The organism is Irregularibacter muris (assembly GCF_024622505.1).
GTDB classification, from domain to species: Bacteria; Bacillota; Clostridia; order Eubacteriales; family Garciellaceae; genus Irregularibacter; species Irregularibacter muris.
On the sequence record NZ_JANKAS010000003.1, the window covers coordinates 55505 to 74606 of the forward strand.

A 19102-nucleotide genomic window follows, 5' to 3' on the forward strand; every position below is an offset into this window, starting at 1 on the left:
ATCCCTCCTCCTAATAAAACTTTTTAGTCATTAATGAAAACCTTTATCTTATCTTCTTTATAAAGCAATCATTATGCCAATATTCAGTGTCATTTTTTTTAAAAGTGCAATCCTATCCCTACGGGTTAGCAATACACATAAAAATAATCCGTGTTCTAAATATTTAGAACACGGATTATTTTTATGTGTGTAAAGGTTTTTAATTTTATATGTGAATACTAAAGTGTGTGTCAAATATTTCTATAATGTGTGCTAATTCTGTTTTGGGAATACAGACACCAAATGTTTCCTCCACCAATACAAAATGACTACTCACTTTGCTAAGCATCTCTTTTCTATTTTCATTAAAATGTGCCATATATTTATAGGGCAATACTTCATTCTTTATTACCCTCTCAATCATACATGAACAATGAAATAAAAACTTCACTAAGATATCGTTATCTAGCTTTTCATCCATATCTTTAAGAATTGCACATAGCACGTTTCTTAAGGTTTTAAAAGTCTTTTGAGGATTCAGAAATATCAACGTATTATCAAGTATATTAATCAGGTTTGTTTCAAAATAATCAAATGGATTGTCTATTTTCTTTTCTTTTTCATCTACTTTCATGCAACCATGCCAACTTTTTATTTCTTCTACCAATTCATCTAGACTAATATTGGGCATCATTGCTTTCCTCGTTGCTTCAATGACCATTGGTGTGCTAACTCTATCTATACTTTTAGCCCGTATATTATATTTTTCAGTTATGATATGTGAAAAGCTTGTAAGGGAACCCATATCTACAAGGATCAAAACTCCTTTCCCCATATCTAGTTCTTTTACTCTTTGAATAGCAATTTCTAATATTGCCTCTACGTTTTGTTCTAAAGGCATGTCGATTGCCTTAGCATGATCAACACCTAGTAAAGTATTTGCAACACTTACCATACTACTTGCAGTATTTTTGCCATGGGCTATGACTAAAACACCTATATTAGGGTTATCTTTAGTCGTTCTTATTGCATAAAGTAGCATGGCTATAAATGCTGCTTCATCATCAGGAATTTTGATGCTTAACTTTTTTTCCAATACATTTTTTATTTTTTGAGCGGCTTTAAATTCTTGAGGGTGATCATGGGCAATCTTAAATCTATTTGGATGAGAGACAAAATTCCCCATACTAAGTCTTTCGTAAAGGTTATTGATATGAAGAGCTAAACCGTACAATGTCTTTTCATTAATAAATTCTCCGAAAATATCTTCTACACTATGTAATGCGTACTCCACAGCTTGGAAAATATTTTTGCCTACAATATTGGATACCACTTCATTTTTAATAAGTACATTTTTAGGTCGAATACTTTCATAAGCGTTTTGAAGGTATTTTTCCAATTGATTAACAACAATACTCTTCACTTTATTTTCTTCATAACCCTTGTTAGAATACTTATACCAATTGTTTACAATGCATTCATAATAATCTATATTATATTTTTGGTTATCTATAATCCTTGTCTTAGAATTTTTAAATTTCTCATCTGTTCCATCAATAAATACATCATTATTTAATTCTAATATAGGATTTTTCAATAATAATTGTCTGTTCTCTCGTATCTTGAAAAGCCCTTCCTGTACTCCCGCAGAAAGATGGGATAATTTCACATCCATCCATTTTCCTCTTGTGGACATATGATCCAAAAAGGCTTTAGCACATATTAATTGTATATCCCCTTTAAGTTGCCCTATATTGCCTATACAATGATAAAACATAAAGGCTCGAAAGACTTCTTTGGTTACTCTCAGAGGGGTTTGTACTCTTCTTGATTCATCCCAAAAAAATTGTAGAATAAAATCTATTCTTTCTTTTATTGAGCGATTTTCCAAACTTGGTATTTCAATAGTGACAGGAATTCTTCTCAAAAATGTATCTAACATAGTTGATTTGGGGTCTTCTGTAGTGGCAGATATAATTAGCACTTGAGAATGTCTTATATTTTTAGTTTCCCCCAATCTACGATACATTCCTTTATCCATTAATATGAATAACATTTCTTGCCCTTTAGGAGGTAACCTATGAACCTCATCCAAAAATAGTATACCTCCGTCAGCTTGTTCAACTAAGCCACTTTTATCTTTTTCAGCACCCGTAAAAGCCCCTTTAATATGCCCAAATAGTTGGGATAATAATAATTGTGGGTTATCAGAATAGTCTGCACAGTTAAATAAGATGAATGGTACATTTCCAGAAAACACTCCGGATTTGACAGCATAATCATACATAGCCTCTGCAAAAATGGATTTCCCTACTCCGGTTTGTCCCACAATTAATGTGTGTAACCCCCTTGGTGGATAGATTATTGCAGCTTTAGCAAGTTCAATAGGACCTTTCATACTCTCTGTTGCACCAATCATATTGTTTAGAATACAATCTATTCTGTCATCCCTACTCTCTTGATCTACCCCATACCTGCTGATTTGATTTATATCATTTCTTTCATTCCTTAGATCCTTGTCAGCGTGCTTATTAATGATATAGTTTACCAGCAAATTAAACTCCTCTATATTTTTAAAGATATTATTAAATTTATATTTATATTTGTTTTCCGTAACTTTTTTGTCTATATATACTACTGGCCTTCCACTTATTTTTATTAATTGATCTTCTCTAAATAATTTGTTTAATTCTCTGCTGGCATTTGCTCTGCTAACCCCTATCAAACTTCCTATGTATTCTGCATTAAGTTCTGATAGGGTAATATTAGATTCATTTTTATAAAGACTCCGAGTTAAATAAGTTAGAGTGTCTTTTATCTTATCTTTCCGTTTACTAGGATTTTTTCTTCCTAAATCATTTTCTCTTACCATCTATTTCACCCTCTGTAGAAATCTTTTAAATCTATACGTATAAATATTTATGCCTAATTCATGCAAAATACGACAGAAATTTAAAAAATTTGTGGTGTAAATGGATTAATACAAGCATGATTATTTTAAGTCATTCACCCTAATCCCTTTACCATATTGCCCCTGCCAGTCCCCTGTAAACTGTTCTACAGCCATATCAGTTAAGGGATGGTAAATAAGTTTTTCTACAATCTCTATATTGGCAGTAATGGCATGACAGCCTTCTAGGGCACATCTATGAACCTGATGAACATTTTTAAAGCTTGCGGCTAGTATCTTTGTCTCTAGACCATAGAGAGTAAATAATTTCATCATTTCTCCCACTACTTGCACACCATCTGAAGAGATATTTTCTACCCGATTGACATAGGGGGCTACAAATTTTGCACCCGATTTGGCTGCCATAAGGGCTTGCTGGGCAGTAAAAATAGCAGTAGCTGTAGTCTGAATGCCTTCCTTTGCCAATATCTTTATGGCCTTAATCCCTTGGGGAATAACAGGAATTTTGACATAGATATTTCCCTCTAGTTGATTTTTTATAAAGTGAGCCTCTTCTACTATATCCTCCGCCCTTGTTCCTAGAGCTTGCACATGGAGCATTTTATCCTTCCCTATAATTCCCTGAATTTCTTTTAAAAGAGGCAAGAAATCCTTTTTTTCCTTGACAATAATAGAAGGATTGGTGGTTACTCCATCTATTGGGTATACTTCTACTGCTTTTTGAATGTCCTCTAGGTTGGCTGTATCTAATAAAAGTAACATTAGCTATAGACCTCCTTATTTTATCTATGCATAATAGGTATATTTACTATTTATTATAACAGATGCTCTTGCAGATAAATTTATTCATTAAAAACTTTTTATTAGGTATTATTAATCCTACCTCCTTATATATTGTTAAAAAAGGAGGTGTTATTTTGTCTAAATCTTCATTCCATGACTCAAAACTCTTAGAAGTTCACTTTTGCCACGAACAAGCCATTGAAACAATAAAAAACACTCTTGAAAAAGTATTACCTAGGCCCTTTGTGGCACTTTGTATAGGAACTGATCGTTGTCTAGGCGATTGTCTTGGCCCTTTAATAGGCTATGAGTTAATGAAAAATAATTTTCCCTATCCTGTATATGGCACTTTAGAAGATCCTATCCATGCCATGAATTTGAAAACTAGATTTTCAGAAATTAAACTCTCTCATCCTGATTTACCCTTTTTGGCTATTGATGCTTCTCTAGGAAAATTTGAAGCCATAGGGGATATACAATTGAGAAAGGGACCTATCTTCCCTGGCAAAGGTGTAGGTAAAGATCTTCCCCGGGTGGGGGATTACTCTCTTATCGGTATTGTAGATGCCTATAACCCTTTAGAGGAATTGACTATTCACCAAATTCGCCTTTATTTAATACATAGTATGGCTCAGGTCATTGCCCAAGGATTATTATCCGCGGTTAAAAGTACATAATAAAAAAGCAGGATGACTCCTGCTTTTTTATTCTTCCTGAAATTCCTCATCTTCATGCTTGGATTTTTTTATCAGCCATATTCCACCAATGATAAAAAGAATGGGTACTACACTTCTTTCTATCCCGTGTAAAACAATTCTTACAATCTCCGGTAAATATCCTACATATAGGACAGATCTCATAAGAGAAAATACTCCTATAACAATGATGGCAATTCCTACATAATAGAGATTGATATTTTCTAAAGATAGTCCCTCCAGCCCCTCATCTCTCACCACTTCACCTCTCTGGATGGCTTTTTTGGTGTTGTAGCTGTCAAAGAAGGCGTAAACATATATCAATATGGACAGCATACCCCCAATATGGTCAAAGAAATATAGCAAATTCATAACACTAACTCCCATGAGGAAGGCTCCTAGGATTATCGCCCCTCGCTTCATCAACCCCATGTACATATGGCCTGCTCCTGGTACTAGGGATAAAATAAACCAAAAGAAGTTGTTAATGTCATGGGAAACTATTTTCTTTCCCTTTTCTGTTGGGTATGCTTCCCTTGTCTCTACATTGTCTTTGCATTTTTCACAATAATGCTTTCCTAGTACTATGGCATCACACTGCTCACAAAGAGGTTGCCCACAAGATATACACATGGCAATGGCTTCTCTATCTCTATGATTTTTACATTCCATGATAATTACCCCCTATTCTCCATATTTTCCCTATGCAAATTTAACTGCTCTAATCCCTTGTTCAATAAACTGGCCGGACTGTATTCCATAATCTTATTTATATTAATTGGCTTATACTCTAGGTTTGTTGATAAAGTGGCTATTGTTGTGCCAAGGGATGTGAAATTTAGAAGCAACATGATAAACCCTGCTGCTACAAAACTTATTCCCCATTTTCTAAAATTTTGCCAATGGTTTGTCGTCTTGTTGGTTGTTCCCTGTAGCTTATTAATTTTATTCATAATGTTCATGGTAAAATTGTCGGGCAATTGGGGAATCTCTATTTTGTCTAATAAGGCATTAATGGTCTGTATCTCTTTAAGTTCTTCCGCACACTGCGGGCACATCCTCAAATGTTCTTCCATGCCTTTTTGTCTTTGCTCATCTAACTCCCCTTTTTCGAAAAGCTCTAAATTTAGTCTTATAATAGTACAGTCCACGGCATGTCATCTCCTTTTTTAGATAATAGTTTTTCTCTTAAAAGCTTTTTTCCCCTATATAATTGTGTAGCTACGGTTTTGCTAGGTAACCCCAAAGCTTTCCCGATCTCTTCATAGGATAATTCTTGAAAATGAAACATCATTAGGGGTACTCTATATCTTTCTGGCAATTGCCCTAGGGCATCATAAAGTCTTTGATTGGTTTCTTCCTTTATGGCTTTTTCCTCAGGACTAGGTCTAAGGTCTCTAAACTCCCGCTCCCCATCCTCTAGAATGGTATGGTCTATTCTTCTTTTATTTTTCCGAATCCAATCTATACATTGATTTTTAGCCACGCGATATAGCCAAGTGGAAAAAGAGGACTGCCCTTGAAAGGAACGAATATTTTGGTACACCTTCATCAATATTTCCTGTGTAAGATCCTGGGCCATATATGCATCCATGGTATAACCATAGGCTAGGGTATAGATTTTGTTTTTATACTCCTCCACTATCCATTCAAATTCACTGTTTTTCCCTTGCTGGATTCGGTGGATTCTTTCTTCCAAGGTCATCATTTCACCACCTTTACCCCAGATTCATCTCTCTTATTATTTGGGGTAAAATAGATTGAACCACAGATACTCCCCCCATAAAAATAACGAAAAATATTAATAGAATGATAATGCCTATATCAATTGTAACATGAAAGCCTTGCTTATTTTCATACAAAAACTTTGTAACCAAGAGTTCTATTCCATACAAAATTAGAAGTATTGGCCAAAAATGAGCAGCTTTAGGTATCCAAAGGGTTGGATATATATTTTGAATGGTCCAAAGACTCCCTATGGCAATTAAACCAACAGCCAGAGTAATGACTCCTACTTTTTTCTTTACAACAGGTTCCAAATTTTCACCCCCTACCCTTCTCTCTATTGATTAAGACGTAAGTATTTTTTAAATTACTTCATTTTTGCAAAAAAAAGTACCTATGGGGTGTGTGCAGGCCCATAGGCAAAAGTGTGTATAAAACAATGAAAATTTGTTCACTTCATGTAATATAATACCATGATATTCCTTCAGTGAAAATATTTAAAAGTACAATTTTTACATACAATTGTGTGTCAGTCAACAACATAAATTATTCTTGTATACACAACAAAGATTTTTCCATTTTGTTACTATATGTATTTTCTATAGCACTATAATTATATTCTATTTAGTTGCTTTTTGTCTTCTATAGGCCTTCTACAACCGTCATTACTTCGGCCATTAAATGATGGGCTGCTTTTTCTGCTGCGTTCATGGATTCTCCTTTGGTAGAGAAATAAAACTTAATCTTTGGTTCTGTACCAGAAGGTCTCATGCAAAACCATGACCCATCCTCTAAAATAAACTTTAATACATTCGATTTAGGTAAACCTAAGAGTTTTACTACATTTCTCTCATGATTGTATTGTTTTTGGGCTAAATAATCCTCTACGTAGCATACTTTTTTTCCATTCCATATCATAGGACAATTTTTTCTAAAATAGGATAGAATGTCATTGATTTTTTCCATTCCTGCCTTGCCCTCTAGAGTAATAGATTTTAAATCCTCATAGAAATAACCATATATCTCATAGAGTTCATTTAAAATTTCTTCAAGAGTTTTATCCTGACTATAATAATAGGCTGCCATTTCTGCAATGAGCATAGAAGATACTACTGCATCTTTATCTCTGGCATGGTTTCCTACAAGATAACCGTAGCTTTCTTCATATCCAAAAATAAAAGTATTTTTCCCTGTATTTAGAAATTCCTCCATCTTTTCTCCAATGAATTTAAAGCCTGTTAAAGTGTCGTAAACCTGTATATCAAAAGACTTTGCAATATCGGCACCCATTTCACTGGTCACAATGGTTTTTATGATGGCTCCATTGGAGGGCAGTATGCCTTTTTCTTTTTGAGAGGTAATTATATAGTTGGTCAAAAGGGCCCCTATTTGATTACCACTTAAAAGTAGATATTCTCCCTTTTTATTTCTAAATACTACCCCTACCCTATCGCTGTCAGGATCGGTAGCAATAATGAGATGGGCATTTTCTTTTTCCGCTAATTCCAGAGCTAAGGTATAAGCTTTTTCCTCCTCAGGATTAGGATATTCTACTGTTGGGAAATTGCCATCGGGTTTTGCCTGTTCTTCTACTACATAAACATTTTTAAATCCAACTTCCTTTAAAATCCTTTGTACGGGAATATTTCCAGTACCGTGAAGAGGAGTATATACCATTTTAAAGTCAGCAGCTAATTTTTGAATAACCTCCTGGCGCAAACTTTGGGTTTTGATGGTCTCTATAAAGACATCATCCACCTCTTTACCTATAACATTAAAAAGCCCTAGTCTTACGGCTTCATCCTTATCTATGGATTTGATATTGGAAAAGTCCCCCACCTTTTTTACTTCTTCTATAACTTTTTTTGCCTGTTCGGGGACTAGTTGTCCTCCCTCTGGGGAATACACCTTATATCCATTGTACTGGGGAGGATTGTGACTAGCAGTCACCACAATACCTCCTGCACAGCCTAAATGTCTCACGGCAAAGGAAAGCTCAGGAGTACTTCTTAATCCATCAAATAAATAGGTCTTGATGCCATTGCCATTGAGCACTAAAGCTGCTTCTTGGGCAAAATCTGGGGAAAAGTTTCTAGAATCATAGGCAATAGCCACTCCATCATACTTCTTCACTTTTCCTAGGCTATTTATGTAGTTGGCTAAACTTTGGGTGGCTACTCCTACGGTATATTTATTCATTCGATTAGTGCCTGCTCCAATAAGGCCCCTAAGACCTCCAGTACCAAATTCTAGATCCTTATAAAAACGATCTTCAATTTCAGCTAAGTCATCTTTAATGCCTTCCAGTTCATCCTTGGTTGCCTCATCAATATTTTCACTTTCCATCCATTGATTGTATTTATCCATATAACCCATGATTTTCCCTCCTGTAAAAATTTCATTTATTTACTATTGTACCCCAATTACAAAATATTTCCACCTAAGAGTGTATGGATTTTTTAATCTTTTTATTCAGCTTTTTAAAATCTTAAATTTTTCTCCTATCCTCTATACTCTTTCTCTTTTCTCCCTCTATCTCTCCATGGGATATTTTTCTCCATATGGGTATATTAAGAATAAAGAATTTAGGAGGTGCTTTATATGGATCAAAGTGAGATTGCCAATATCCTTAGGGAAATTTCTGAACTTTTGCAGTTTAAAAATGAAAATCCTTTTAAAATACGGGCCTATGAAAATGGAGCTAGAATTATTGAAACTTTAGAAGATGATCTCCATACCCTTGTAGCCGAAGATAGATTAAATACGGTTAAGGGGATAGGCGAAACTCTAGAAGAACAAATTAAGGAAATGGTTCTTGATCATCAATCTACATATTATGAAGAATTAAAATCTTCTATTCCCCCTGGTCTACTGGAAATGACTAAAATCCCAGGATTGGGAGCAAAAAAGATTATGAAAATATATAATGAGTTAGACATTACTACCCTAGGGGAATTGGAATACGCCGCCTTAGAAAATCGACTTTTAGACTTGGAGGGATTCGGCAAAAAAAGTCAGCAAAATATCTTAGAGGGTATAAAAATGATGAAAAGATATCATGGCCATTTTTTGCTTTCCCATGCCCTTGAGGCTGGAAAAGATATTTTACAGTGGGTAGAGAAACACCCCAAGACCATACAGTGTAGTCTGGGAGGGAGTATCCGTAGACGGAAGGAAATCATTAAGGACATTGACATCTTAGCCAGCTGTGCTAGGGAAGATCGGGAAGAGATCATGAATCACTTTTTATCCTATCCCCGAAAGGCCCATACCAATGAACAAGGAGATACCAAATCTAGTATGGGACTCAATATAGGCATAAATGTGGATATCCGCTTAGTAGAGAAAAAAGAATATCCCTATGCCCTTCATCATTTTACAGGGAGCAAAGAACACAATACAGCTATGCGCCATCGAGCAAAGAAGATGGGGCTGAAAATAAATGAATATGGCATTTTCAAAGAAGAAACAATCCTTCCAGCTAAAGATGAAAAAGAGTTTTTCTCTATTTTAGATCTTGATTATATTCCACCAGAACTCAGGGAAAATAGGGGGGAAATTGAAGCTGCTGAGAAAGGACAATTACCCAAGCTTATTACAAGAGAGGACATCAAGGGTACCCTACACAACCATTCTCACTATAGTGATGGGAATAATAGCATAGAAGAAATGGTCCAAGAAGCCATCAAAATGAATTTTTCCTATATCGGCATTTCTGATCATAGTCAATCCGCTGCCTACGCCCGGGGACTTACCAAAGATATTATTCATAGAAAACATCAGGAAATCCATAAGTTAAATGAAAAATATCCCAGCATAACCATTTTTAAAGGCACTGAATCAGATATTTTATCCGATGGCTCTTTGGATTATGATAATGACACTCTCCATCTCTTTGATTATGTCATCGCATCCGTGCACTCCCAGTTTCAAATGTCTAAAGAAGATATGACCAAGCGTATAATTACAGCCATTAAAAATCCCCATACTCGAATTTTAGGTCATGTGACAGGTCGCTTGCTTTTATCCCGTGAAGGGTATGAAGTGGATATAGAAGAAATTTTAAAGGCCTGTGCTCATCATCATGTGGCTATAGAAATCAACAGCAATCCCCATCGGCTTGATTTGGATTGGCGCCATTGTAAAAGAGCAAAGGAACTAGGCGTAAAGTTAGCTATCGAAGGGGACGCCCATAGATTATCAGGACTTCATTATATAGACTACGGCATTTCCATTGCTCGTAAGGGCTGGCTAGAAGCCCAAGATATCATTAACCATTATGATGCAGAGAGTATGGCAAAGTTTTTTAGGGAAAGGGATTAATCCATCTATCTTGTCACCATTCCCTTGCTTTATATCCTCTATAGGTGTAAAATTTTGATAAACAAAATTTATAACATTGGAGGCGGAAAATGTCTTTTGAGAGAAAACTACAACTTGCAACAGATTTTTACCAACTAAGTATGGGCAATGTATATTATCTTGATGATAAAAAAGAGCAAATAGCGGTTTTTGACCTTTTTATTCGCAAAAATCCTTGTGGTAGTGGCTATACTTTAGTGGCTGGATTGGAGCAGATAATAGATTACATAGAAAATCTGAAGTTTGACGAAGAAGATATCCAACTGCTAAGAGAGAATCATCCTGAATTTAATGAGGATTTTTTAGAATACCTCAGAAACTTTTCCTTTAGTGGGGAAATCTATGCTATACCTGAAGGAACAGTGGTATTTCCCAATGAACCCATTATTAGAGTAAAAGCTCCCTTAATCGAAGCCCAACTAATTGAAACCACCATGCTGACCATCATCAATCATCAGACTCTTATTGCCACCAAAGCCTCTCGAGTGGTCTATGCAGCAGAAGGGGATAGCGTACTAGAATTTGGTCTGCGAAGGGCCCATGGTCCAGAGGCAGGACTTTTCGGAGCTAGGGCTGCCATTGTGGGGGGATGTGCGGCCACCAGTAATGTAGAAACTGAATATATAACAGGACTTCCCTCTAAGGGGACTATGTCCCATAGTTTTATTCAAAGTTATAATTGTGAATTGGATGCCTTTAGAACCTATGCCAAATACAATCCTGACAATCTTATTCTGCTGGTGGATACATATAACACTCTAGAATCAGGTATTCCCCATGCTATTGAAGTATTCAAGGAGCTCAGGGAAAAAGGCAACCTTCAAAAAGGATATGGTATTCGTTTAGACTCCGGAGATTTAGCCTATTTAAGTAAACAGGCCAGAAAAATGCTCAATGAGGAAGGTTTCCATGATGCCATCATCTCTGCTTCCTCTGACTTGGATGAACATCTCATCAAAGACTTGAAACTGCAAGGAGCAGGCATCAATCTTTGGGGAGTAGGCACCAAAATGATTACCTCCTATGATTGTCCAGCCCTAGGGGCGGTCTATAAATTGTCTCAAATCGAAGATGGAGAAATCAAACCAAAAATCAAAATATCCAATGATGCCATCAAGATTACCAATCCGGGTTACAAGAAAGTCATTCGTTTTTATGACAAAGATACCCACAAGGCTCTAGCCGATTTAATTGCATTAGACCATGAGGTTATTGCTGAAGATAAACCTTTGGTGATCTTCGATCCTATTCACACGTGGAAAAAAAGAGTATTAAGCAATTTTTATATCAAAGAGCTTTTAGTGCCTATCTTTGTTAACGGCAAAAAAGTGTATAATTCCCCTAGTGTAGAGCAGATTAGAGCCCATGCCCAGGAGCAAAAGTCTACCCTTTGGGAAGAATACCAAAGACTCATCAATCCTCAGATCTACCATGTGGATCTTTCTGTAAAGCTATGGAATTTAAAGCAAGAACTTATCCATCGTGGCGATCATTAAACTTCATAAATGGCTAAGCCATAGCCTAAAAAACTGACGGGAGCTCCCGTCAGTTTTTGGTTTAACTTATTTTCTTTAATACAAAGCGCTCTATGACTTCTGCTACCCCGTCTTCATCATTGGTTTTGGGGGTAATATATTTGGCCAGTTTCTTTAGATTTTCACTGCCATTGGCCATGGCTACCCCTAATCCTACATTGGTAATCATCTCTACATCATTTTCACTGTCTCCAATGGCAATGACCTGTTTGGGATCTATATTTTGCTCCTTGATTAATCTTTCCAGGGCTTTATATTTACTTACATTCAGCCCTACCACATCCACAAAGAGATGATAGGTTCTTAGGATGGTGGCATCCTCTTTGGTGATCTCCCTTATACGTTTTTCTTCTTGTACGTTCTCTTCCCTTACATATATGACCATCTTTAATATTCCTGTTAACTCTTCTAATGCTTCCACTTGAAGAATTTGTCCATCTTGGCTTCTAGAGAAGACTTCCAGCAACCGTGGTGCTTTTTCATAATAGATACAATCCTTAGAAAAAGCCGCTATTTCTAAATTTTCCTTTTTATATCTTTTCACGAGATTTCGATAGACCTCATCATCTATTGCCGCTACATCCTCTGTTTGACCATGATGGGTAAATATGGTGTTGCCATTGCAGGCTACATGAGAATGATGATGAAGGTTTAAATCTCTAACTAAAGGCATCATAAAGCCATGCATTCGTCCACTCGCTAGGACTACCTTTACCCCTCTTTCCATGCATGCTTGAATAGCTCTTTTGTTCTTTTCCGAAACCATAGTTTGGGAGTTAAAAAGGGTACCGTCCAAATCTAATACAACCATTTTATACATAGAAATCATTCTCCTTAGATTTTTCTATACTGAAATTTATTTATATATACCCCATTTTATCATAGATTTTCAGTGATAACCTTTTCAACTTTTTCTATTAAATATTGAAGAAATCCTATGAATAAGGATTGATTATAGAGTTTTTCTATTGGATTTGTTGCTCTATCCATGATACTCTAGCCTTCGGAAGAACTTGTGTTATAATGATCAAACTATATATCAATGGAGTGATGGAAATGAATAAAATCATTAAAAACTTGCCCCTGCCTGTAGTTGGACTAATGTTGGCCCTAGCCACCACAGGTAATCTTGTTTTATCCTATGGGGAGATTTATAAAAATATTTTTGGTATATTATCGACAATTATTTTAGCATTGGTAGTCATAAAAATAATCAAGTATCCAAGGGAAGTTGCTGAAGACTTAAAAAATCCTGTTGTTGCCAGTGTTTTCCCTACACTTTCCATGGGAATCATCCTATTGGCAGCTTATATAAAACCTTATTTGGGTTCATTTGCCTTGGGATTATGGATTTTAGGACTTGTATTCCATGTACTTTTACTTGTTCATTTTACAAGAAAATATGTACTCAGCTTTACTATAAATAAGGTCTTCCCCAGTTGGTTTATTGTCTATGTGGGCATAGTAGTCGGTAGCGTTACCGCGCCGGTATTCGACAAGATCTATCTTGGCCAAATAATTTTTTGGTTTGGCTTTTTAGGCTATTTAGTATTCCTGCCGATCATTCTATATCGAACATTAAAAGTTAAGGGAATCCCAGAACCTGCCTTGCCTACCCTTATGATTTTTTCAGCTCCTGCCAGCCTTTGTTTAGCTGGATATATAAATTCATTTCCGGAGAAAAATATGTTTATAATAGGGTTTCTATTGGCCTTGTCTCAATTTACACTTTTAATGGTACTCATACAATTGCCTAAACTGCTCAAGCTAAAGTTTTATCCCAGTTATTCAGCCTTTACCTTTCCCTTGGCCATTAGTGCTATTTCGATTAAACTAGTCAATGGATTTTTAACCAATGCAGGAAGGTCCATTGCTGCACTACAATACCTAGTAAAATTTGAGGAGCTTTTAGCCCTTACCCTAGTCCTCTATGTTCTATTTAGATATATACATTTTCTATTGTCTAAAAGTAAGTCTACCAAAGTAACCACAGCTTAATCAGGCTTAGGCTTTGCTTTTCAAAGGAAAGCTTCATCTAGTTACCTGTTTGGGTAAAACAAATTTAGCAGAACCTAAAAGGATTACAAGCTCTTAGCCTTCAAAGATGGACATAGCCGAATTCAACCAATAATAAAAGATCAATGACGGGAGCCTGTCATTGATCTTTTATTATTCTACTTCTATTTGACCGTCTTCTATTAATTTTTCTGCTACCCATTGGGCAACTTTTCCTGTAATCTCTATACAATGTTTCTTTCTGCCAGGACTTTGGAAGTTATCCCCTTTCCATTGTCTAGTAATGACTCTACAGCAGGTTGAACCATATTGGTCCTTTACAAAATCATGCAAACCGGAAGCTAATGGGAACATTTTCTCATTCATAGCCTCTCCATGTACCCTACCATAGGCCATTCCCAGAGCCATTTGTCCACCACTTACTGCACCACATAAGCAGCCTGCCTTACCCATGCCTATGGGAAATCCTGATGCCATTTTTATAATATTATCTTCATAGGGTTTGCCTAATAGGTGATTGATGGTTTGGGCTACCGCCTCTGAGCAGAAAAATTCTCCTCTTTCAAAATACCCTTCGGCTTCCTTTTTTACGGCTTCTAATCGTTCTTCTCTTGTCATTTTAATCCCCCTAATAGCTTATCTATATTTATTTTAAGACAAGTCCTCTAGGAAGGCCAATTGAATATTTCTATACCTTTTACTTTTGTATAGATAGATATAATTCTCCTTAATTTTTAATTGATAGGATGAAGAAAGCAGCCATTCTCCCCTCTAATACTCTGAGAAATCTGATCCTTGGTGGGCAAGATCCCCTTCCTAGATCAAAATAAAAACCCCAGTTCTTGGGGTTTTAGATATAAAACTATATGGTCTTTTTATAGTTTTCCAGTAAATACTTTTCCGCTTCTAGCGACCATAGGCCATTATGCCTTTTAATAATTTTTGCCATCTCTGTAAAAAAAGGATCTCCATCTATCTTCGCCTTGTTTGCAAACTCTTCTATGGCCGTTAATTCCATGTCTATATGGGTATAGATTAGTTTTTTGCCTCCAGGTATATTGGGTAAGTTTAAGGTGGTATCTGCTGCCGCATTGAGACCACCGATATGGGTTATCATGACAGCAGGGTTGATAGCTTGTCGCGCGGACATCTCCAGAGACTCCTTCATATCATCAGTATTTCCCCCACTGGTTCCTGCAACGTGGGTAGCAGCATAGTGAACATTATAAAAATTCATCTGAGCTGAAAAATTGGAGTCTGTTGGTCCTGCAAAAAAGTTTAGACAACCATCTCTGGCTAAAATTTTATCTCCATCCTCCACAACTTCCTGTATAGGGGCGTAGACAAATACATCATGATAGCCTTCATTCTCTGTAAGTTCCCTTAAATATTCACTGGGATTTTCTATATTTTTTGTATTGACGAAAATCAGTTCTATGCCATTTTTCTTAGCCTCTTCCTTAGAAAACACAGTCTGGGCTCGGGCAATTCTCTCCTCATTAATATCTGTTACCACCAATAGCCTTGGCCTTTTATCACAATGTAAGATATAGTCTATGGCGCCCAGTCCCATGGGCCCACAGCCAGCTAAGAGAGCCATATTTCCACCTTCTACAATTCCCATAACATGCTCATATTTTCCCGTAACAGTATGATAATTGGCATGAAAAGCTCCAATGACACAAGACATTGGTTCTGCTAAAGAAGCTTCATAAAAAGCCTCCCCTTTATAGGGTAATAAACAACCTAATTCCATTACCTCTGGTGGAATAATGGCATAAGTACAGGCTCCCCCAAAATTCTTATAGGAATATCCTGGTGAGGCCATGCTTCCCTTATAGTTTAGTGCTGGTTGAATAGCAAATTTATCTCCTGGCTTAAATTGATGCTGCCATACCTTTCCTACTTCTACAATAATTCCAGAAAATTCATGTCCCATAATAATGGGGTTTTCTCCAATATCCTTCGGCACCCTTTTGTGATTTTCTCCTAAAATGGTTGCCTTATAGCTAGACATACAAACACTGTCGGTAATGATCTTTACTAATATTTCATCCTGCTTTATTTTAGGTAATTCAAACTCTTCTAACCTTAAATCCTTTGCTCCATATAATCTTACCGCTTTGGTTTTCATCTTTCTAACCACCCTTCCTATGATCTGAGTATATCCAAATGGACATGTTCTTCTAGCTGCTCTACCACCCTAGGATGGCCAGCCTCAGTACCTGCTGTCATGACACTGGCAGCACTAGTGGCGATAGATAGTTTGATAGCTTTCTCTAAGGAGTATCCCCTATGAATTGCTAAAGCTAGAGCCGCTACCATTGCATCTCCTGCACCAACCGTACTTATCACATCTACTTTTATCCCCCCTACCTTTATGGTTTGTTCCTTGGTCATAAAGATGGCCCCTTCTCCCCCTAGGGAGAGAACTACAATCTCTACACCATGCTTAAAAATATTTTTAGCACATTCTATTGCCTTCTCGGTATTTAGGATTTTTTGCTGATATACTCTTTCTAATTCATGAATATTGGGTTTAACTAGATAAGGACCAGCCTCAATACCTTGGCGTAAAAGAGAGCCATCGGCATCTAATATGGTTTTTACCTTCCTTTTCTTTGCCTTAGCAATGATTTTCTGATAAATCCCATCTTCCACATTACTAGGTACGCTACCTGATAACACTAGTATATCTTGTGGGTTCAATAAAAAAAAGAGCTTATCCATAACTTTTTGTAAATCCTCCAAGGTCAAAAGAGGTCCCTTTTCATTGATATCGGTATTCGTATTTTCTTCTCTATCTACGATTTTAATATTGGTTCTCGTCTCTCCGTTAATAGATATAAAATCATGATCAATTCCTAGCCTATCCAATTGGTCTTTAATAAAATCTCCTGACCTTCCGGCCAATACTCCAAGGGCTTTACTGTCCCCCCCTAGTTTTTGAATAACCTTGGACACGTTAATCCCCTTACCCCCAGGGTCTATCCTTACTTTCGATATTCTATTGACATGATTGATGGTAAAGTTATTTACTTCTATTGTTTTATCTATAGCAGGGTTTAAAGTCAAGGTGATAATCATTGGTCCCCTCCCCTCCTTCTTTTTTCATTTTAATAAGGAAATTGCAGAATAGATTTTTAGCATATCATCCTTCTCATTTATTCTATAAAATAAATAGTCATCATGATAGGATCTCTACTAAAAATTCTATCCATGCAATTTCCTTATCTAGATTTATAATGCCTCTGCTGTAAATTTGCTATAAATTTCTTCTACACTTGTTGTCTTTTTAAAAACTTCAGCTATTTCTTCATTCTCTAAGGTTGAGGCTATATTCGCTAAAATGCTTAAATGTTCATCCCCAGCCCCTGCAATACCAATAACAATGTGAACCTTGTTCTCATCAAATAAAATCCCATCTGGAAATTGCAACACGACAATACCTGATTTTTTAATAAGATGCTTTGCACTCCCTGCCCCGTGGGGAATGGCAACACCATTTCCGATATAGGTACTTAAATGTTCCTCCCTTTCAAGCATAGATTGAATATATTCTTTTTCCACATAACCATCATCCACTAAAATCTGTCCTGCCATTTTGATGGCTTCTATTTTGGTTACAGAAGGGAGATTTAATTTTATATTTGCTTTTTTAAGAACATCCATTTTTTCTTCAAAGAAATGAATCTCTTGTCTCCTATTGCTTTTTCCCTTTAGTCTATCTATAAGTCCTTCTAAAGCTGCATCATTAAAATAATCCTTAATGGATATATGTTCAGCATTTTTTGCTTTGGCCTTTGCCCTTTCTGTTAAACTCTCATGGGTAATCACTAGTTCAGCATCGGCAGGAATTTCTTCGATTGCCCCGTGGATTACCTGGATGTCTAAACCTGCTTTCTTTATCTTATTTCTTAAATTGGTAGCTGCCATAGCACTGGATCCCATTCCTGCATCACAGGCAAATACAATCGTATTCACAGATAGTTCTGGTTGTTTCCCCTTTAATTCTGCTACTCTTTCCTGGGCCTCTGACAGTTCATCTTCATTCTGTCTATTACTGACTCTTTTAATAAAGTAAGCCCCCACTAAGAAACTCACTGCTGTAGAGATCAACACTCCTGCCAATACAGGTAGGTAGCCCCCCTTTGGAGTCATGGCTATTAGTGCAAATATGCTTCCTGGTGAAGGAGTAGCCACTAGACCTGCTCCCAAAATACTAAAGACTAATACCCCACTCGCTCCCCCTGCGGCAACGGCTAATAGTAAGATTGGGTTCATTAAGATATAGGGAAAATAGATTTCATGAATTCCCCCTAGAAAATGAATAATCACTGCCCCAGGGGCTGATTGTTTAACCGACCCTTTAGAAAACACCCAATAGGCTAATAATATTCCTAACCCTGGGCCGGGATTTGTTTCTAAAAGGAAGAATATAGATTTCCCCAATTCCTTAGCTTCCTGCAATCCCAAGGGTCCTAAAACTCCATGATTCATAGCATTATTTAAAAAGAGAATTTTTCCTGGTTCAACAAATAAAGAAGTTAGAGGAAGTAGACCTGCATTGACAATTGCTCTCACGCCTACTTCTAATACATGGTTAAGGTTTTGTACAACAGGACCAATTCCCAAGAATGCTAGTAATGTTACTATAGCACCGATAATTCCTACTGAAAAATTGTTTACGAGCATTTCGAAGCCTGCTGGAATCTTCCCCTCTACGGCGTCATCAAACTTTTTAATGATATATCCTCCTAAGGGGCCCATGATCATAGCTCCTATAAACATAGGTACATCTGCTCCCACAATTACCCCCATGGTTGCCACTGCCCCCACAACGCCTCCCCTTTTACCGCCTATCATTTGTCCCCCTGTATAACCAATCAATAGGGGAAGTAGGTAAGTAATCATTGGGTCTACTAATGCCCCCAGTTGTTCATTGGGCACCCATCCTGTAGGGATGAACAGAGCGGTAATAATTCCCCAGGCGATAAAAGCTCCAATATTTGGCATAACCATGGCACTCAAAAACCTTCCAAATTTTTGTACTCTTTCTTGGGCCTTTTTTGTTGAATTATTTTTCTTATCCATTT

Annotated in this window: 16 protein-coding genes; 4 read left to right on the forward strand and 12 right to left on the reverse strand. The window is 36.7% G+C overall.

Going from position 1 to position 19102, the window contains the following annotated elements; genetic code table 11:
- Positions 1-205: 205 nt before the first annotated feature.
- Both NSA47_RS04675 and NSA47_RS04680 read right to left on the reverse strand, forming a co-directional pair.
- Entirely contained in the window at positions 206-2851 is a 2646-nt protein-coding gene (locus NSA47_RS04675; RefSeq protein WP_257529753.1) for a sigma-54-dependent transcriptional regulator, read from the reverse strand.
- A 120-nt stretch (positions 2852-2971) separates the two neighbouring features.
- Complete coding sequence (locus tag NSA47_RS04680; RefSeq protein WP_257529754.1) at positions 2972-3652, reverse strand: fructose-6-phosphate aldolase; 681 nt, start codon at positions 3650-3652, stop codon at positions 2972-2974.
- Positions 3653-3807: 155 nt separating this feature from the next.
- Here NSA47_RS04680 and yyaC point away from each other — a divergent pair, with 155 nt between their 5' ends.
- On the forward strand, positions 3808-4350 hold the full coding sequence (yyaC, locus tag NSA47_RS04685; protein WP_257529755.1) for a spore protease YyaC: 543 nt from the start codon (positions 3808-3810) through the stop codon (positions 4348-4350).
- Positions 4351-4377: 27 nt separating this feature from the next.
- Here the strand turns inward: yyaC and NSA47_RS04690 are convergent, their stop codons facing one another.
- The 5 genes from NSA47_RS04690 to NSA47_RS04710 all read right to left on the reverse strand — a co-directional run bounded on the left by NSA47_RS04690 (position 4378) and on the right by NSA47_RS04710 (position 8469).
- Entirely contained in the window at positions 4378-5040 is a 663-nt protein-coding gene (locus NSA47_RS04690; RefSeq protein ID WP_257529756.1) for a B-box zinc finger protein, read from the reverse strand.
- 5 nt (positions 5041-5045) lie between these two features.
- Positions 5046-5519 carry an anti-sigma factor family protein gene (locus NSA47_RS04695; protein WP_257529757.1) on the reverse strand — a complete coding sequence of 158 codons (474 nt, stop codon included), beginning with the start codon at positions 5517-5519 and terminating at the stop codon, positions 5046-5048.
- Positions 5501-6073 carry an RNA polymerase sigma factor gene (locus NSA47_RS04700; protein ID WP_257529758.1) on the reverse strand — a complete coding sequence of 191 codons (573 nt, stop codon included), beginning with the start codon at positions 6071-6073 and terminating at the stop codon, positions 5501-5503. The genes NSA47_RS04695 and NSA47_RS04700 overlap by 19 nt, the downstream gene beginning before the upstream one ends.
- 13 nt (positions 6074-6086) lie before the next feature.
- Positions 6087-6407 carry a hypothetical protein gene (locus NSA47_RS04705; RefSeq protein WP_257529759.1) on the reverse strand — a complete coding sequence of 107 codons (321 nt, stop codon included), beginning with the start codon at positions 6405-6407 and terminating at the stop codon, positions 6087-6089.
- Between the two features lie 328 nt (positions 6408-6735).
- On the reverse strand, positions 6736-8469 hold the full coding sequence (locus NSA47_RS04710) for a phospho-sugar mutase (protein ID WP_257529760.1): 1734 nt from the start codon (positions 8467-8469) through the stop codon (positions 6736-6738).
- Between the two features lie 225 nt (positions 8470-8694).
- Here NSA47_RS04710 and polX point away from each other — a divergent pair, with 225 nt between their 5' ends.
- Together polX and NSA47_RS04720 are read left to right on the forward strand one after the other, a co-directional pair.
- A complete protein-coding gene (polX, locus tag NSA47_RS04715) occupies positions 8695-10416 on the forward strand; it encodes a DNA polymerase/3'-5' exonuclease PolX (RefSeq protein ID WP_257529761.1) in 1722 nt (573 codons plus the stop codon).
- 89 nt (positions 10417-10505) lie between these two features.
- Positions 10506-11951, forward strand: coding sequence for a nicotinate phosphoribosyltransferase (locus NSA47_RS04720; RefSeq protein WP_257529762.1), 1446 nt, complete (start codon positions 10506-10508; stop codon positions 11949-11951).
- Positions 11952-12012: 61 nt separating this feature from the next.
- Here the strand turns inward: NSA47_RS04720 and NSA47_RS04725 are convergent, their stop codons facing one another.
- Entirely contained in the window at positions 12013-12810 is a 798-nt protein-coding gene (locus NSA47_RS04725; RefSeq protein ID WP_257529763.1) for an HAD family hydrolase, read from the reverse strand.
- 236 nt (positions 12811-13046) lie between these two features.
- On the opposite strand from NSA47_RS04725, the gene NSA47_RS04730 reads away from it, so the two are divergent.
- Positions 13047-13988 carry a TDT family transporter gene (locus NSA47_RS04730; RefSeq protein ID WP_257529941.1) on the forward strand — a complete coding sequence of 314 codons (942 nt, stop codon included), beginning with the start codon at positions 13047-13049 and terminating at the stop codon, positions 13986-13988.
- Positions 13989-14159: 171 nt separating this feature from the next.
- Here the strand turns inward: NSA47_RS04730 and NSA47_RS04735 are convergent, their stop codons facing one another.
- The 4 genes from NSA47_RS04735 to NSA47_RS04750 form a co-directional block, all read right to left on the reverse strand.
- Positions 14160-14624, reverse strand: coding sequence for a C-GCAxxG-C-C family protein (locus NSA47_RS04735; RefSeq protein WP_257529764.1), 465 nt, complete (start codon positions 14622-14624; stop codon positions 14160-14162).
- A 244-nt stretch (positions 14625-14868) separates the two neighbouring features.
- Entirely contained in the window at positions 14869-16140 is a 1272-nt protein-coding gene (locus NSA47_RS04740) for a zinc-binding dehydrogenase (protein WP_257529765.1), read from the reverse strand.
- 17 nt (positions 16141-16157) lie between these two features.
- Positions 16158-17093, reverse strand: coding sequence for a 1-phosphofructokinase (pfkB, locus tag NSA47_RS04745; protein WP_257529766.1), 936 nt, complete (start codon positions 17091-17093; stop codon positions 16158-16160).
- Between the two features lie 153 nt (positions 17094-17246).
- Positions 17247-19100 carry a PTS mannitol transporter subunit IICBA gene (locus NSA47_RS04750; RefSeq protein ID WP_257529767.1) on the reverse strand — a complete coding sequence of 618 codons (1854 nt, stop codon included), beginning with the start codon at positions 19098-19100 and terminating at the stop codon, positions 17247-17249.
- Positions 19101-19102 lie beyond the last annotated feature (2 nt).

What these genes read in the sequence shown, in the direction of transcription:
- NSA47_RS04675 (WP_257529753.1), bottom strand. Translation starts at nt 2,851, where the DNA reads ATGGTAAGAGAAAATGATTTAGGAAGAAAAAATCCTAGTAAACGGAAA.
- NSA47_RS04700 (WP_257529758.1), bottom strand. Translation starts at nt 6,073, where the DNA reads ATGACCTTGGAAGAAAGAATCCACCGAATCCAGCAAGGGAAAAACAGT.
- pfkB (WP_257529766.1), bottom strand. Translation starts at nt 17,093, where the DNA reads ATGATTATCACCTTGACTTTAAACCCTGCTATAGATAAAACAATAGAA.
- polX (WP_257529761.1), top strand. Translation starts at nt 8,695, where the DNA reads ATGGATCAAAGTGAGATTGCCAATATCCTTAGGGAAATTTCTGAACTT.
- NSA47_RS04735 (WP_257529764.1), bottom strand. Translation starts at nt 14,624, where the DNA reads ATGACAAGAGAAGAACGATTAGAAGCCGTAAAAAAGGAAGCCGAAGGG.
- NSA47_RS04680 (WP_257529754.1), bottom strand. Translation starts at nt 3,652, where the DNA reads ATGTTACTTTTATTAGATACAGCCAACCTAGAGGACATTCAAAAAGCA.
- NSA47_RS04710 (WP_257529760.1), bottom strand. Translation starts at nt 8,469, where the DNA reads ATGGGTTATATGGATAAATACAATCAATGGATGGAAAGTGAAAATATT.
- NSA47_RS04750 (WP_257529767.1), bottom strand. Translation starts at nt 19,100, where the DNA reads ATGGATAAGAAAAATAATTCAACAAAAAAGGCCCAAGAAAGAGTACAA.
- NSA47_RS04720 (WP_257529762.1), top strand. Translation starts at nt 10,506, where the DNA reads ATGTCTTTTGAGAGAAAACTACAACTTGCAACAGATTTTTACCAACTA.
- NSA47_RS04730 (WP_257529941.1), top strand. Translation starts at nt 13,047, where the DNA reads ATGAATAAAATCATTAAAAACTTGCCCCTGCCTGTAGTTGGACTAATG.
- NSA47_RS04740 (WP_257529765.1), bottom strand. Translation starts at nt 16,140, where the DNA reads ATGAAAACCAAAGCGGTAAGATTATATGGAGCAAAGGATTTAAGGTTA.
- NSA47_RS04725 (WP_257529763.1), bottom strand. Translation starts at nt 12,810, where the DNA reads ATGTATAAAATGGTTGTATTAGATTTGGACGGTACCCTTTTTAACTCC.
- NSA47_RS04690 (WP_257529756.1), bottom strand. Translation starts at nt 5,040, where the DNA reads ATGGAATGTAAAAATCATAGAGATAGAGAAGCCATTGCCATGTGTATA.